This window comes from Idiomarina sp. ST10R2A5 (assembly GCF_051842325.1).
Lineage (GTDB): Bacteria > Pseudomonadota > Gammaproteobacteria > Enterobacterales > Alteromonadaceae > Idiomarina > Idiomarina abyssalis.
The window spans coordinates 182,978-198,894 of sequence record NZ_JBNIEX010000005.1; the positions used below are offsets into that span (position 1 = coordinate 182,978).

A 15,917-nucleotide genomic window follows, 5' to 3' on the forward strand; every position below is an offset into this window, starting at 1 on the left:
TATTAGCTGATTAACCACCGAACAAACGTTCCCACCAGTTTTTCTCGCGGATATTACCGTCACAGGTAATATCCTCGGGGAGCCTGACTTCCTCTGCCGGTAATTTACGACCATTATTACAATCCTCCGGAATTCTCTGTCCCGTAGTTGGGTGAAAATTCTGCATAAGCAAAGGTTCGGGTACGTCCAGCGCCATGCTCAACGGCGGCAGATACCCATAGAAGTCGGCGGCAACTTTCAGTGCTCCGCTGCTTCCCGTTAAACCAACGGGTTGGTTATCGTCCCTCCCTAACCAGACAGTCACAACTTGCTCTCCATCAACAGCCACAAACCAACTGTCACGGTAGTCATTCGTGGTGCCTGTTTTGCCACCAACAATCTGTCCGGCCAGTGCACTTTGAAGCCGGCTGGCGGTGCCTTCAGCGACCACGCCGTGCAGGCCATAACGCGTCAAATAGGAAACGCTTTGGCCAAATACCTTCTTCTGTTCAGGTGTCTGACGACGGTATAAGACCTCTCCCTGATGAGTGGTAATTGAGGAGACCGCTGTTAAAGGCTGGTAATGGCCATCGTTCATTAACGCGCTGTATATTCGCGCGACCGCCATAGGAGATAGCGAAGCAGAGCCCAGCGTCAATGATGGGTAGGCCTGTAACGGTGTTGTCACGCCTAACTCACGTAAGTACCGCACTAACTGGTCTATACCCACTTCCATACCAACCCTGACCGCGGGCAAGTTCCGCGACTGAACAAGCGCATCATAAAGCAGTAAGCTACCACTAAATTCTTCATCATAATTCAGCGGCTGCCATTCTTTGCCGTTCTTATCGGACAGGGTAACAGGCTCATCAGCCACCGGCGTATTTAAACCTATGTTGGAGTCCTGCATAGCAGCAGCATAAATAACTGGTTTCATTAAGGAGCCAATGGGTCTTAAGGCTAACAACGCGCGGTTATAACCTATTGCCTGACTCAAACGTCCCCCTGCCAGCGCAGTAACCGTCCCTCGACGATAGTCAGCTACCACCATAGCGCCTTCTAATTTCTCATCCTCGCCATCGGCCATCAGCTTTTTTGCCAAGGAACGTTGCACTGCGTTTTGAGTGTCTACCTGAAGGTGAGTAAAGATCTTTAATCCGGTGTCCTGCCAGTCTTCCGGTAAAACAATGCGTTTCATTTCACGCCGCACCAGATCCATATAGTGTGGGTATGGGTGCTCGACCAAACGTCGGCTTTCTTTAACATCGAGCTTTTGTTCAATAGCAGCAACAAAATTATCTTTACCGACTAAGTCATTCTCAAACATGACCTTAAGCACCGTGTCACGGCGCTCGCGAGCGCGCTCAGGGAAGCGCCTGGGGTCGTAATAGGAAGGTCCCTTTATCATCCCCACCATTAACGCAATTTCGCTCGGACTAAGCTCCTGAACCTGCTTACCAAAATAAAATTGACTGGCAAGTCCAATGCCATGAATGGCGTTGCTGCCATCCTGACCAAAATAAACCTCGTTCAGATAGGTTTCTAAAATTGTGTTTTTATCAAAGCGGTAATCAATCACCAGCGACATCATGGCTTCATGAAACTTACGCCATAGTGTTTGCTCTCTGGTCAGGTAGATATTTTTAACCAGTTGCTGAGTAAGTGTTGAGCCGCCCTGTACCGTTCTGCCTGCTTTAAGGTTAGCAACCAGTGCCCGCAGAATAGACCAGGGGGACACTCCCTGATGATGATAAAACTCCTGGTCTTCAACTTTCAGCAAAGTTTCAATGAGTAAGTTAGGAACCACCTCCAGACCAACTAACAAACGGTCCTCTTTACTCAACGTGCTAATACGCCCTATCAACTCAGGTTCCAGTCGTAAGCTTTCTAACTCCCGACCACTAGGCCAGCTTTTCAACGACTCAATACGCTCGCCCCGAAAGTTTACCTGCACTCGTTGAGCCATTTGCGGCCCGTCAGAAAAATCAAAAGGCCGACGGTGCACCATGACATTGCTTTCGCCGACCGAATAGTAACCTGACTGTTCAGTGTTAGTGTTGCGCTGGTAGCCCACCCGCTCCAGAATATCGACTAACCTTTGTAAACGCATAGGGTGATTTTTTTCTAGTGTCACCTCACCAGCATAAACCAACGCCGGAGCCTGATAGCGCTCATTATTAAAGTGACGGGATAAGCTGGCATCGAGGTAAATCGCGTAAAGACCAATTACAGCGATAAGTACCAAGCCTATCTTAAAGCTTGTCCATAACAGGTATTGAAACCACCGACTTTTAATCACTGCTGCTGCCTTTTGGTTTTAAACGTTGCGGTTGCATTCAATGGGTCTTCAGGCCACGGGTGCTTAGGATAACGGCCACGCATCTCTTTACGCACATCAGCGTAAGCGTTCTGCCAGAAGCTGGAAAGGTCATTGGTGCGCTGCAACAACCGGCCAGCCGGCGAAAGAAGATCAACGGTTACAACTTGTCGATTATCGATAATTTTGGGTGACTCAGAAACACCAAACATTTCCTGCAATTTGACCTCAACCCGGGGGGTGTCGTCCAGATAATTTATAAACACTTTACGTTCTGTCGGAGTGTGCCACCATTCAGGACAAGCCGAATTCAGGCGTTGCAGTTCTGAGTAGTCGAGAAAATAACATAAAGCCTCATAAGGGTCCCACTGTTGCAGCTGTTTCAAAGACCGAACGCTCGTCCAGTACGGTACAGCCCATTGTTCCAGGGTGCTCAGTAAGCCCTCTGTGGTCATGTCATAAGAGAGCAGTTCTCCACCAACTTGTTGTAGCCAGTGTATTCGTCGCTGTAGCTGCTGTGACCGCCTGCTCCAGTTCAGCCTGTCCAGGCCATTCTCTCGCAGCCACAAACAGAAAGCCTGAGCCCTTTGCTCGTCATTTACAGGGGCATTACTGACTTTCTCGCTCAGCACTATAGCGCCTAACTTTTCACGAGTTATCTGCCGCAGCTGTTGCTTTTCACCGAACCACTCGCTTGTCTGGCTAACTTGCGGTGCAATCCCGGCCTTTTTTAAAAGTGGCATGATGTCGTCAATTGGTAACAGGCAGCGACTGCGTCCCAGGTTACTTTGCTCATTGAAGGTCACGTCAAAAATAACGGCCCAGGACGGTTGCTTAAGGCGACTACTGTCACCAGTGACCCGTCCGCCACAGGCTAGTTGAAAGTCATCTCTGGTGGCATCAAACTTTGCCAACCGGTCGGGGTAACCCTGCAGCAAAGCTTCGCTAAGCCCGTCATCACCCATCTTTTCATGGCATCCGGACGAATCCGTGAGCCCAAAGTAATTAAGCCAATAGCGCCAGCGCTGCTGCCACAAAGCAAACTGATTACGCTGCTGGAAATGCGCCCGGGTTCGCTCCGCCACATCAACCGATTTAATACTGCTTTGCGGCTCTTCAATCGTTGCCAGAATACAAGCCATAGCCGCCTGCTGTTGTGCAGACAATTGTTTCGCAGCATTAGCCACCAGTAAGACTCTGGGATCGGAACCGCTAAGTTCGAGTTGTCGGGCTTTACCCGTTAACTGCCCATGCTCCAATAAACCAGTACTGGTTAAAAAGTCGATAGCAGCAGCGCAATGACCCGGTTCAGGCTGAGAAAACCAGGCCAGCTGCTTCACCTGAGTGCCCCAGCGCAAAACATCCAGCATTAAGGCCGATAAATCCTGTGTCGCTACATCCGGTGGGGCATACTCTGCAAAACCATGCTCATCGGAGCGCGACCACAAGCGAAAGCATTGGCCAGCCTGCTGACGACCCGCACGGCCAGCACGCTGTGTCGCTGATGCTTTCGCAATACGTTGAGTCACCAACTGACTTAAACCGTACTGAGGTAGATACTGAGCTCGACGCTCGCGACCACTGTCGACAACCACATCAATACCATCCAGCGTTAAGCTGGTTTCAGCAATATTGGTTGCCAGAATAATACGTTTTTCGTCCGTCGCCTTTAATACCTGCCGCTGTTGCTGCAGTGGGATACGACCATGGAGGGGTAGAATGAGTGTTCCCGGCTGGAGTCGTTGGCTCAATTCAGCTGCCACTTTTTGTATCTCATAGACACCGGGCAGGAAAACCAAAAGGCCTTTTTCAGCGACAGCAAAGGCCTCAACAACCACTTTGGGCAGTTCAGTCAGCCACTGGGTGACATGAGGCGGTGGACGGTAGTGGTATTCAACCGGATAACTGCGACCCTCGCTTCGCAGAACCTCAACTTTATCGCAGTAGTTTTCTAACCAGACCTTGAGGCTTTCTGCCGGTAAGGTCGCTGACATAATCAGCAGGTTTAAGTCCGGACGCAGTGGCAGGGCATCAATAACCAGCGCCAGACTTAAGTCACTGTGCAAATTGCGTTCGTGAAATTCATCGAAAATCAGGGTGCCAATGCCGCTAAGTTCAGGATCGTCCTGTAACCATCGCACCAACACGCCTTCCGTAATAATAAGCAACTGAGTTGCCTTACTGCGCTTACTGTCGCCGCGCACCGTGTAACCGACCTGCTCACCCACCGGTTCGCCCAACTGCTTAGCCAAATAATGAGCAATATTCAGCGCAGCAACACGCCGGGGCTGCAGCATGACAATAAGACCGTCATCGGCAACACCCTGCTGCAACAGAAATAGCGGAAGTTGTGTGGATTTACCGGCACCGGGCGGTGCCTCAATAACGACACGTGCTGCCGGAAAGGCTTTTGCCAGCTCCGGCAGTACGCTTTCAATTGGCAAGGTCATGCCAAATTAATCACCTTGTACGGTTGCTGCTATGGTACGCACACCGGCAGCGGTTGCACCTGTCGCCCACATAGAGGTCGCCGATTTTTGGTAAGCACCCGCTAAGTCAAAGTGCAGCCAACCCTTGCCTTTGTTCGGGGCAAAACGCAGTAAAAAGCCTGCAGCGTTACTTGCACCACCGGCACCACCACCTTTTTGTGGACGGCTGTTTGCCGTATCAGCAAAAGGCGACGGGCAGTTTTCACTGTGCCAAGGTGCCAGAGGCAAACGCCACAACAGCTCGTTTTCTTTATCGGCATTGGCCAGAGCTTTAGTAGCAGCAGGCTCATCTACACTAAATAACGCATTGTACTCATTACCGACCGCCATTTGCGCAGCGCCGGTCAGAGTTGCCGCATCAATAATCTGTTTCGCACCAAACTCGCCCGCGGCTTGTAAGCCATCGGCCAGCACCAATCGACCTTCTGCATCGGTATTCACAACTTCAACCGTCAGGCCGTTTTTATAGCGAATAATGTCGCCCAACTTGTAAGCACGGCCATCAATCATGTTTTCAGCGCAGCAGAGCAGCAGCTTCACGCGCTTATTCAGGCCGCGACGTATTGCCAGTGACAATGCGCCGGATACTGTGGCGGCGCCACCCATGTCGCACTTCATAGACAACATGCCTTCGCTGGGCTTAATGCTGTAACCACCACTGTCGTAGGTAATACCTTTACCAATAAGAGCTGTTTCAACCGGCGCGTTGTCATCACCGGTTGGGTTGTAATCCAACACCAGTAACCCCGGTGCGTGCTGACTGGCACGACCTACCGTGTAAATTCCCATCCAGCCGGCATCTTTCAGTGCTTCACCTTTTATAAATTCCGCACTGACTGCATCCGGTGCCAAGGCTTTAAAGTGATCGGTTACCCGCTTCGCTAAGCTTTCAGGGTAAATTTCTTCGGCTGACAAATTGGTCAGTTCGCGACTGAAGCGAGTCGCTTCACGCATGGCATTAAGCTCTTTTGCAGCGGGCTCATCGGTTTTATTCCAGATAACCTGATTGGTTGACAAAGTTGAGGTGAAACCTTGTGACAACGCCCACTGACGCTCCAGGTTCCAGTCACCGCCGGCAGCTTCAATAGTTACGGCTCCGGTGTTGTCCAGAGTCCGGCCTGCTTTCTGGATACGTCGCAAGTTTTCAGCTTCATCATCAACTAAGACGATTTGTGCTTTGTTTTCACCAAACACTAAATTCGATTTTGGGTTCCAATAACTTGCGGGGGCTTCCTGAGTTAAATAGATTGCGAGTGCGCTGGACATTCTGTACCTCTCCCGATAATTTGCTGTCTGTTTATACTTTAGAGTTATGAGGCCTCTGATGCAATTTAACAAGCCCCTGCGCCAGGGAGTTTTGCAAAAAAGGTACAAGCGCTTTCTGGCTGACATCGATTTTGGTCAGGGTGATATCACCACCGCGCATTGTCCTAACACTGGTGCTATGACGGGTTGTGCCCAGCCAGGCTTTAAAGCCTGGTGTAGTGTTTCCGACAACCCCAAACGTAAATACTCACTCACCTGGGAACTAGCTCAAAACAGCAAAGCCGAGATGATAGTGGTCAATACGCAACACGCCAATCGTATGGCTGGCGAATTATTACAGGCGAACCTTGTGCCTGAACTTAGCCAGTGGCAGGAGCTGAAGCCCGAACAGCGCTATGGCAGGGAAAAAAGTCGTATCGACTGGTGGGGAATAGATGCAAACCGTCAGGAATGTTTTATTGAAGTGAAAAGCGTCACCTTAGCCGATGATAAGTGCGGTTACTTCCCGGACGCCGTTAGCCAAAGGGCTCACAAACACCTCAATGAACTCATGCAAATGATCAGAGACGGTCATCGCGCCATACAACTTTATATGGTGATGCACCAGGGAATCGAATCGGTTACACCAGCAAAACATATTGATCCTAAGTACGCTGAACTCTGTAAACAAGCAGAGTCTGAAGGCGTCGAGTTCTACGCCGTGAAATGTGTTATCACGCCGCAGGAAATTAAACTGGAGAGACCAGTTCCCGTAACCCTTTGAAACTCAGCACAGTGGGGATTTTAAGCAATAAAATTGATGCTAATAACGTTGCCAATACCAATCCTTTCTGGTATACGTAGCGTCCTTTTTTTAAACGCACGCTTTTAAAGCACTCTTTAATAGAGAATGTAGGAGATCCATGATGCCTCAAGGCAAGGATAAGAAAACCCATGGCATCCTGGCGATGGCCGGCTTAGAGCCGTATCAGGAGAAACAGGGCGAAGAATACATGAACGATGCGCAGCGCTCGCATTTTCGTCGTATTCTGGAAGAATGGCGTCGTCAATTACGTCAGGAAGTTGATCGCACCGTGCATCACATGAAAGATGAAGCGGCGAACTTTCCTGATCCGGTAGACCGTGCTGCTCAGGAAGAAGAATTCAGTATCGAATTACGTACTCGTGACCGCGAACGTAAATTGATCAAGAAGATTGAAAAAACGTTACAGAAAATTGAAGAAGACGACTTTGGCTTTTGCGACTCTTGCGGCATTGAAATTGGTATTCGCCGTTTAGAAGCTCGCCCTACAGCTGACCAATGTGTCGACTGTAAGACGCTGGCTGAAATCAAAGAGAAACAAATGACCGGAGCCTAACGGCTCATGTATCGTGGCCGTTTTGCGCCGACACCTTCAGGGCCTTTGCATCTGGGTTCATTAGTTGCTGCCGTCGGTAGTTACTTAGATGCCAAAGCCCAACAGGGAGAATGGTTGGTTCGTATCGAAGATGTCGATAAACCAAGAGCGATTCCCGGAGCGGCCGATACCATTTTAACGCAGCTGGAGTCCCATGGTTTAGAATGGGACGGCTCCGTTTTGTACCAAAGCCAGCGTGACTCAACTTATCAATCTCAGTTAGATCAGTTACAAAAAGCTGAACTTCTCTACCAGTGTGACTGCAGTCGCCAGGCTATTCGGGCTCGTAATGACCATTACGATGGATACTGCAGAAACCGTCAACCACGTACACCGCCTTATGCTCTGCGCTTTATAAATAACGCCCCCATAACTGAGTTTAATGACCGAGCCCAAGGCTTACTTTCTGACCACTCGCCTTCTGTTAGCGAAGATTTCGTGTTGAAACGTCGGGATGGTTTGTATGCTTACCAGCTGGCCGTTGTGGTTGATGATATTGAGCAAGGGGTTACCGACATTGTCAGGGGGAGTGACTTAATCACACCCAGCTATTGGCAGCTCACTTTATGGCAATACTTGACCGGTAAGCAGCCCAGAATGATGCATTTGCCTCTGGTAACTAATGACAAGGGTCTGAAGCTGAGTAAGCAAAATCATGCGCCCTCAATCGAGTCACGCTATGCCAGCAATAACCTGCTGACGGCACTCGACTATTTGGGGATTCAGCTTGAGCCAGAGTTGCATACAGGCTCAGTGAACGACATTTTGCAGGAGGCGCTGCAAAGTTGGCGCAAAAAGTGGCATATCCTTGGTTGTTAACGGTACAATATCCAAACAGCTACTAACTCTGAATAAAAAAATGGTAAGGGAGAACCACCATTATTAAGCGAATTAAAGCACTGGCAAAGCGCGCCTTTTCCAGTAAAGCGGCGGAGCAGGACTCCAGCCGTTTACCCAAATTACAAATTATCTCCAGGGATAAACACCCCGTATCTCGTAACGATATCAGTAAGAACGCCATAAAGGTTCTTTACCGCCTGCACAACAGCGGTTTTGAAGCCTATCTTGTTGGCGGCTGTATCCGCGACATCCTGCTCGGCCTGGAGCCAAAAGATTTTGACGTTACCACTAATGCCACACCTGAGCAGATAAAGTCTTTGTTTCGCAACTGTCGCTTAATTGGGCGTCGGTTTCGTCTGGCTCATGTGGTGTTCGGGCGTGAGGTCATAGAAGTTGCAACTTTTCGTGGCCATCATGGCGACAGCCCTCAGGAAGAAAATAAAAAGAACCGGACAGCGGATCAAGATGAGCACGGTCAGTTGGTGCGCGACAACGTTTACGGCACTATAGAAGAAGACGCGGAACGTCGTGACTTTACTGCCAACGCGCTCTATTACAATATTGCCGATTTCGCAATTTACGATTTTGCTAACGGCGTTAGTGACATTAATGCCGGTATATTACGCATGATTGGCGACCCGGAAGTACGTTACCGGGAAGACCCGGTACGAATGCTTCGCGCGGTTCGCTTTGCCACCAAGCTCAATATGCAAATGGATAACTCTGTCAGCGGTCCGCTAAAAGAGCTTGCCCCCTTGTTGATTAACATTCCTCCGGCTCGTTTATTTGACGAATTTCTGAAGATGTTCATGTCGGGTAAGGCGGAAGCAAACTTTCTTATGATGGTGGAGTTTGGCCTGTTCCAACAGCTCTTCCCAATGCTGAAAGATTATTTAGCCGATGAGCAGGCCGCACCTTACCAAATGATGCTTAAAGCCTTTAGAGACACCGACAAGCGTATTGCCGAAGAGCAACGCGTAACGCCCGCATATTTAATTGCGGTGCTCTTATGGTGGCCGCTGCAGGCTCGTCGTGAACAACTTGAAAACGAAGGCGGTCTGCCGCCAATGGATGCCCTCAATGTTGCAGCGGCTGACGTTATTCACAGACAGTCACAGCGCGTATCACTGCCTAAGCGTTTTAGCCTGCCAGCGCGAGATATCTGGCAGTTACAGCGCCGGCTGAATGTAACTAAAGGCGTTCGTGCCATGAAGGTGCTGGAGCACAAGCGCTTCCGCGCTGCTTACGACTTTCTTTTACTGCGTTCATTTGCCGAAAGCGGTGACAAAAAACTGTCTGAACTTGCGGCCCACTGGAGCAAAGCTCAGGACAACCCGGCTCAACTAAAAGCTTCAAAGCCAGGCCCCGGAAGCGGCCGCCGCAAACCACGCAGACGCCGTGGACCGCGCCGTAAACCTCAGGAAAATAAAGGCAATGACGCCACATAAGGCCTTTATTGCACTAGGGAGTAATCTGGGCCAGCCGACAGACAACCTTCTGTCGGCATTACAGGCTCTGAGCGAGGACTCACGCTGGCAGTTATTAGCCTACTCGTCTCTTTACGGTAGCAAGCCAATGGGCCCTCAGGATCAGCCAGACTACGTTAATGCCGTTTGCTCGGTGGCGACAGAATTAACAGCAGCCGAGCTTCTTCAGGCCTTGCACGATATTGAAGATGCATTTGGTCGCAAACGAGTGAGACACTGGGGAGAACGCACGCTGGATCTTGATTTGCTTCTGTTTGGTGAGCAACAGCATCATTCCAAGCAATTGAAAGTGCCCCACCCAGGCTTATACGAACGTAACTTTGTTCTTTTCCCTTTAGCCGAAATAGCGCCGGACAGGATTCTTCCGAACGGAAATACCGTTAAGCAACAGGCAGAGGCACTTACCGAAGACGGCTTAGACGTGATAATCTGTTCGTCTGACATAATAATCTAATACTGCTGAAGGTGCGTTATGGCAACAACCAAAACCAGCATTGCAACGTTACAGAAAATGAAAAAAGAAGGGACCAAGATAAGCTCCCTGACTGCATACGATTCAAGCTTTGCCAAACTTATGACCGAACAGGGCGTGGACTTTATTCTGGTCGGTGACTCCCTGGGTAATGTCGTACAGGGCCGGGATTCAACTGTACCGGTTACCACCGACGATATGGTCTACCATACGCAGTGCGTTCGTCGTGGCGCCAGCGACGCCTTTGTTATAGCCGATATGCCTTTCATGACTTACAGCACCCCCGAGCAAGCCTACGAGGTTGCCGGCCGCTTAATGCAGGCCGGCGCAAATATGGTTAAGTTAGAAGGCGGACAGTGGTTAGTCGAGACCATTGAAGGCTTAAAAACTCGCGGCATTCCCGTCTGCGCACATCTGGGATTATTGCCACAGTCGGTGAATGTTCTGGGTGGCTATAAAGTGCAGGGTAAAGAGCAACAGCAAGCTGACGATACGCTCAATCAGGCACTATTGCTTGAAAAAGCGGGGGCTCAGTTGCTTGTTCTGGAGTGCGTTCCGGCTTCACTTGGTAAGCGCATTACTGAGCAGTTATCCATTCCAACCATTGGTATTGGTGCAGGTGCCGATACCGACGGGCAAATTCTGGTAATGCACGACATGCTGGGCATGAACAGCGACTATTTGCCTAAGTTCGCTAAAGACTTCTTAGGCCAGGGCGGCTCTCTTGCCGATGCCTTTCGCTCATTTGCAGAGCAGGTGCGGTCAGGCGAATTCCCAACTTCAGAGCACAGCTATAAATGAGAGTACTAAAGTCACTGGCTGAGCTTCGGAAGTGGCGCCAGCAACAATCAGAAGTTGCTCTGGTACCGACCATGGGTAACTTACACGATGGACACCTGCATCTGGTAAAAACAGCGTTGGAGCGTTGCGATAACGTTGTCGTTAGTATTTTTGTGAACCCTATGCAATTTGGAGCAAACGAAGATCTCGACAGCTATCCGCGCACTTTAGAAGCCGACTGCCAGGCATTGGATGCCCTTGGCGTTTCTGCCGTATTTACGCCACAGGTCAGTGACGTATACCCCAGAGGCCTGGACAAACAGACCCGTATTGAAGTACCGGGTATTAGTGACATTTTGTGCGGAGCCAGTCGCCCGGGGCATTTCACCGGAGTCGCGACCATTGTCTGCAAACTCTTTAATATGGTACAGCCGCAGTTAGCCGTATTTGGCGAAAAAGACTATCAGCAGTTACAGGTCATTCGTTTAATGACACAGGACTTAAGCTTACCCGTTGAAGTTCTGGGCGCACCAACTCAGCGCGAAACCAGTGGCTTAGCGATGAGCTCGCGCAACGGTTATTTATCACCTGAACAAAAGCAACAAGCGGCCGCACTTTACCGGACTCTTCAAAAAACCAAAGTTGAACTGGGTGTAAGCACTAACTTTTCTGAACTGGAAAAAGCAGCCGAAGAAGATTTAAACAAAGCAGGCTTTGTACCTGACTACTTTAGTATTCGTAATGCAAAAGACTTGCAGGAAGCGACCACCGAGGACCCTGAGTGGGTGATCCTGGCAGCCGCCTTTATGGGGAAAACGCGCCTGATTGACAACCTAAGGGTTTCCAACACCAGTACTAACTAAGCATACCGAGTTCACGCATTTCGGTATGCAGTGCGCCCCGCAAACTGGTCGCTTTTGAGGCAATTTGACGCTGCTCATTCAAAACTTCCTGCAGCATTTCATCCGTTGTTAATGGGTTAGCCAGAACCACACGAAACACCACTGTCGGCTCATGGTGATATTGGCCTGGCGTTAGCTTTGTACGCGACACAAAAGATTGGCCACTTTCCCGCTGACGCTTTTGAATATAGCGGGTCAGGGCATTCAAATGAGGGGTCAGTCGCGCCAACTGCTCAGGCGTTGCTTTTTCCAGAGCAGCTTTCACTTTAGCCGGAACAAAACGGTACGTTAAAATACAAAGCTCCGGCTCTGTAATCACTTCAAAATCGTCCTGCTCTGCAATGAGCTTTGAGAAATAACGCGCTTTATCAATGCTGTTATTAATCAGTAATTCATAACCCCGGCGCCCAATAACGTGCATAGCCGAAAATACCATCATGGCCATACCCGCTCTCGAACCTTCCATTGAATGCGAACCCAAATCCTTAGAGCCCTGACGAATAATGTATTCCGCATGGTGTTCTATAGATTTGACCAAAGACGGGCTCTTAAACAACACCAAACCCGCACCCATAGGCACATACATTTGTTTGTGAGCATCAATAGTGACACTGTCGGCCCGTTCAATACCCGCCAGTAACGGACGATGCTGTTCAGACAATAACGTTGCCCCGCCCCAGGCAGCATCAACATGAAAGTGAGCATCCACTTCTTCCGCAACTGTTGCCATATCGTCCAGCGGATCAATGTGCCCCGTTTCCGTTGTACCTGCAACACCAACCAGCGCCAGCACCTTGCCGCCCTCTTTTGCAATCTGTTCACAGGTCTTACGCAACTCATCAATACGAATGCGGTTATCACTGTCCGTCGCCACTGAGACTAAATTCCTACGACCAATACCCAGTACATCAGCTGCTTTGCTCAGCGAATAGTGCCCTCGCTCAGACACCACCACCGTTAGCTTAGAGTAGCCATAATGCTGAAGACCGGCAGCCAGGCCATCGGCTGCAATACCGGCAAAGTCACCGTCGGCCTGCAATAACCGGTTACGGGCTACCCAAAGCGCCGTCATATTGGCGATGGTTCCACCCGAACAAAACGCCCCTAAAGAATGCTGAGCACTGTGCATCCAGCGGTTATAGAACGGTGCATCCTGTTGATACACCAAATGATGCAGCATGCCGATAACGTTACGCTCTAAAGGCGTAAAGGCCTTGGAGGTTTCAATTTTCACCAGATTCTGATTGAGCCCGACCATCAGTTTGGCCAATGGCAAAAGGAAATACGGCAGGGCCGATGTCATGTGACCAATAAAGCGAGGCGATGCTGTATGCACAGAATGTGCAACCAACTTATCCAGCAGAAACTCGGTATGGTCAGAAACAAACTGAGGCTCTTCCGGGATCTGTGATTTATCGAAGTCCCTTTCAATTTCCTGCAACGGCTTCTCACGGGCGACAATGTGCTCACCCAGAAACCCCATCAGGTTTTCTGAAAGGTGCTTTTCGATTTTACCCAGCGTCGAGTCCGGTGCCTCTGGTATGGTAAATATACGATACAGAGATTCCTGGCTGACTTCCGCTATGTCATTTTTGGGGCTCAATCAAGACTCCTTAGATAGGTTCGCATGCAGTTGCCATAACGCCTGGCCGCTGTTTTTATATTTACGTTCAAACGGTGTTATCGGGTCTGCGTTGTCTGCCAATAACGAAATATCGGCATGGTACCCGCTCACCTTAAGTGCCTGAGCCACTTCAAGCAAGTACAGGCTCCAGTTTGAACGCATCTGCAGTTGACCACCCAGCGCAACAACGTCTTTCCATACTGGACTGCCGTGCCAGCGACGCGATAAGTGAGCAGATTTAGGCCAGGGGTTGGGATATAAAATGCAATGCTGCTGTGGCTGCCAATTTGCCTGGTTAGCCAGTCGCCAGAAGTCATTCAAGTCAGCCCGCACAACCCAGTAGCGCTGACCATTCTCGCCGCTCTGGTAGTGGCTGTGCCGTTCTACCCGGTGCGCCGATTTATCGACACCAATAACCATTGCGTGAGGATTAAGCTCTGCCAGTTTCGCGGTGCTTTCTCCAACACCACAGCAGGAGTCAAGAATAATTGGCCCGCCCCAGCTTTCAACTTGTGCGTTAATTTCATCAAACGCCTGCTGGTTATGCGTCTGAATCGGCTTCAGAAACTCGCTTTGCAAATGACGACGAACCACCGCTTCGGTATCTTCGTGCGGCCCGTTTTGATTCGTCGTAACCGGTCTTGCCTGCTGCATCAGGAGCGAATTCCTATGCCTTTATCCAGAATATAATAAGCCGCCGCGAAAAACAGAATATTAAAACCAACTAAGACTCCTATAGCCAGGCCAATGCTCACATCAGACTGTCCTAAAAAGCCGTAACGGAAACCGTTAACCATATAAAGAACAGGGTTTGCCATAGAAACCTTTTGCCAAAACTCAGGTAGCAAGCTGACTGAGTAAAACACCCCGCCTAAATAGGTAAGAGGCGTTAAAACGAACGTTGGCACAATAGAAATATCGTCAAAAGTCTTACCGTAAACCGCATTAATTAGTCCGCCGAGACAGAATAAGGTCGAGGTTAAGACTACGGTTAAGATGACATAACCAATATGGGCAATCTGGATATCGGCAAATAAGAAGGATACGCAGGTGACAATAACAGCAACAATCATCGCCCTTGCCATACCACCGCCGACATAACCGGCAATAATAACGGCAGTAGGTACCGGCGACACTAGCATTTCTTCAATGTTGCGCTGAAATTTAGCACTAAAGAATGACGATGCGACATTAGAATAGGAGTTAGTAATGACTGACATCATGATAAGCCCGGGCACAATAAACTCCATATAACCCACGCCACTCATGTCACCAATTCGTTCACCCACAATGCTACCGAAAATGACAAAATACAGAGTCATAGTGATAGCAGGCGGTACCAGAGTTTGTATCCAAATACGGAGAAAACGGGTGCACTCTTTTATCCAGATGGTTTTTAACGCGATAAAGTTAGCGGCGGAATGACTCATTTCGCGGCCTCCTGCTGACGCCCTTGTTCTACCATAGACACAAACAGCTCCTCTAAACGGTTCGCTTTATTACGCATCGATAAGACTTTTACCTTTTGTGCTGAAAGCTGCTCGAATACTGCATTCAGTCCGGCATCCTTATCTACCTCAACTTCTAGCGTGTGTTCGTCTTTCCAGAGGTGGTTGAAGTTTTTAATCTCAGCGCCGTTATGGCCAGGGGCCAGGTCCAGCACAAAGGTCTCCCGACTTAACTGCGCCAGCAAACGCTTCATTGAGGTGTCTTCAATAATACGACCACTATCAATGATGCCTATATTACGACACAGAGTTTCCGCCTCTTCTAAATAATGCGTGGTCAAAATGATGGTAATGCCTTGTTGATTTATTTTTGTCAGGTAGTCCCACATTGAACGTCTAAGCTCAATATCGACACCCGCTGTCGGCTCATCAAGAATCAACAGTTTCGGTTCGTGCAATAACGCCCGGGCAATCATAAGGCGTCGCTTCATACCACCGGAAAGCGACCGCGATGGTTCATTACGCTTATCCCACAACCCAAGTTGTTTAAGGTATTTCTCTGAGCGTTCTTTCGCTAGCGAACGAGGCACACCGTAATAGCCCGCTTGATTCACCACTATCTGATGCACTGTTTCAAATTGGTTGAAGTTAAACTCCTGAGGTACCAGGCCAATTTGACGTTTTAAGTCAGTAAGTTGTGTATCCAGGTCATAACCAAATACCTTTACCTTGCCTGACGTCTTATTAACCAGCGAAGAAATAATACCAATAGTGGTCGACTTGCCGGCACCATTAGGACCTAGCAGAGCATAGAAATCGCCCTCTTCGACCACCAAATTAATACCTTTCAGGGCTTCAAAGCCACCGCGGTATGTTTTGCGTAAGTCTTCAATTTCTAAAGCTTTCATAAACCTCT

Annotated in this window: 14 protein-coding genes; 7 read left to right on the top strand and 7 right to left on the bottom strand. The window is 49.4% G+C overall.

The window, feature by feature from the left end; genetic code table 11:
- Positions 1 to 10 precede the first annotated feature (10 nt).
- From mrcB to pepB, 3 genes are read right to left on the bottom strand one after another with little or no spacing between them, the layout of a single operon-like run.
- Positions 11 to 2,278 carry a penicillin-binding protein 1B gene (gene mrcB / locus ACP7FG_RS08615; RefSeq protein ID WP_439226137.1) on the bottom strand — a complete coding sequence of 756 codons (2,268 nt, stop codon included), beginning with the start codon at positions 2,276 to 2,278 and terminating at the stop codon, positions 11 to 13.
- Positions 2,275 to 4,746, bottom strand: coding sequence for an ATP-dependent helicase HrpB (gene hrpB, locus ACP7FG_RS08620; RefSeq protein ID WP_439226138.1), 2,472 nt, complete (start codon positions 4,744 to 4,746; stop codon positions 2,275 to 2,277). The genes mrcB and hrpB overlap by 4 nt, the downstream gene beginning before the upstream one ends.
- 6 nt (positions 4,747 to 4,752) lie before the next feature.
- Complete coding sequence (gene pepB, locus ACP7FG_RS08625) at positions 4,753 to 6,051, bottom strand: aminopeptidase PepB (protein ID WP_199494283.1); 1,299 nt, start codon at positions 6,049 to 6,051, stop codon at positions 4,753 to 4,755.
- Positions 6,052 to 6,109: 58 nt separating this feature from the next.
- Here pepB and sfsA point away from each other — a divergent pair, with 58 nt between their 5' ends.
- From sfsA to panC, 7 genes are all read left to right on the top strand, one after another.
- Complete coding sequence (gene sfsA, locus ACP7FG_RS08630; protein ID WP_439226139.1) at positions 6,110 to 6,814, top strand: DNA/RNA nuclease SfsA; 705 nt, start codon at positions 6,110 to 6,112, stop codon at positions 6,812 to 6,814.
- 142 nt (positions 6,815 to 6,956) lie between these two features.
- Positions 6,957 to 7,409, top strand: a complete 453-nt coding sequence (gene dksA / locus ACP7FG_RS08635; protein ID WP_054489640.1) for an RNA polymerase-binding protein DksA — start codon at positions 6,957 to 6,959, stop codon at positions 7,407 to 7,409.
- A gap of 6 nt (positions 7,410 to 7,415) precedes the next feature.
- Positions 7,416 to 8,267 (top strand): tRNA glutamyl-Q(34) synthetase GluQRS, encoded by an 852-nt coding sequence (gluQRS, locus tag ACP7FG_RS08640; RefSeq protein WP_439226140.1) that lies wholly within the window; start codon positions 7,416 to 7,418, stop codon positions 8,265 to 8,267.
- Positions 8,268 to 8,416: 149 nt separating this feature from the next.
- Positions 8,417 to 9,736 carry a polynucleotide adenylyltransferase PcnB gene (pcnB, locus tag ACP7FG_RS08645; RefSeq protein WP_054489643.1) on the top strand — a complete coding sequence of 440 codons (1,320 nt, stop codon included), beginning with the start codon at positions 8,417 to 8,419 and terminating at the stop codon, positions 9,734 to 9,736.
- On the top strand, positions 9,723 to 10,229 hold the full coding sequence (gene folK / locus ACP7FG_RS08650) for a 2-amino-4-hydroxy-6-hydroxymethyldihydropteridine diphosphokinase (protein ID WP_439226141.1): 507 nt from the start codon (positions 9,723 to 9,725) through the stop codon (positions 10,227 to 10,229). The genes pcnB and folK overlap by 14 nt, the downstream gene beginning before the upstream one ends.
- 18 nt (positions 10,230 to 10,247) lie before the next feature.
- Entirely contained in the window at positions 10,248 to 11,048 is an 801-nt protein-coding gene (gene panB, locus ACP7FG_RS08655; RefSeq protein ID WP_054489648.1) for a 3-methyl-2-oxobutanoate hydroxymethyltransferase, read from the top strand.
- Entirely contained in the window at positions 11,045 to 11,890 is an 846-nt protein-coding gene (gene panC / locus ACP7FG_RS08660) for a pantoate--beta-alanine ligase (protein WP_439226142.1), read from the top strand. Before panB ends, panC begins: the two co-directional genes overlap by 4 nt.
- Here the strand turns inward: panC and panP are convergent.
- Genes panP through ACP7FG_RS08680 form a run of 4 tightly spaced genes read right to left on the bottom strand, consistent with a single transcriptional unit; the run spans position 11,883 to position 15,909 of the window.
- Positions 11,883 to 13,532, bottom strand: coding sequence for a pyridoxal-dependent aspartate 1-decarboxylase PanP (gene panP / locus ACP7FG_RS08665; protein WP_439226143.1), 1,650 nt, complete (start codon positions 13,530 to 13,532; stop codon positions 11,883 to 11,885). The two genes, panC and panP, sit on opposite strands and share 8 nt — an antisense overlap.
- On the bottom strand, positions 13,533 to 14,207 hold the full coding sequence (gene trmB / locus ACP7FG_RS08670) for a tRNA (guanine(46)-N(7))-methyltransferase TrmB (RefSeq protein WP_439226144.1): 675 nt from the start codon (positions 14,205 to 14,207) through the stop codon (positions 13,533 to 13,535).
- Positions 14,207 to 14,983 carry an ABC transporter permease gene (locus ACP7FG_RS08675; RefSeq protein ID WP_054489655.1) on the bottom strand — a complete coding sequence of 259 codons (777 nt, stop codon included), beginning with the start codon at positions 14,981 to 14,983 and terminating at the stop codon, positions 14,207 to 14,209. Before ACP7FG_RS08675 ends, trmB begins: the two co-directional genes overlap by 1 nt.
- Positions 14,980 to 15,909, bottom strand: coding sequence for an ABC transporter ATP-binding protein (locus ACP7FG_RS08680; RefSeq protein ID WP_439226145.1), 930 nt, complete (start codon positions 15,907 to 15,909; stop codon positions 14,980 to 14,982). Before ACP7FG_RS08680 ends, ACP7FG_RS08675 begins: the two co-directional genes overlap by 4 nt.
- Between the last annotated feature and the right edge of the window lie 8 nt (positions 15,910 to 15,917).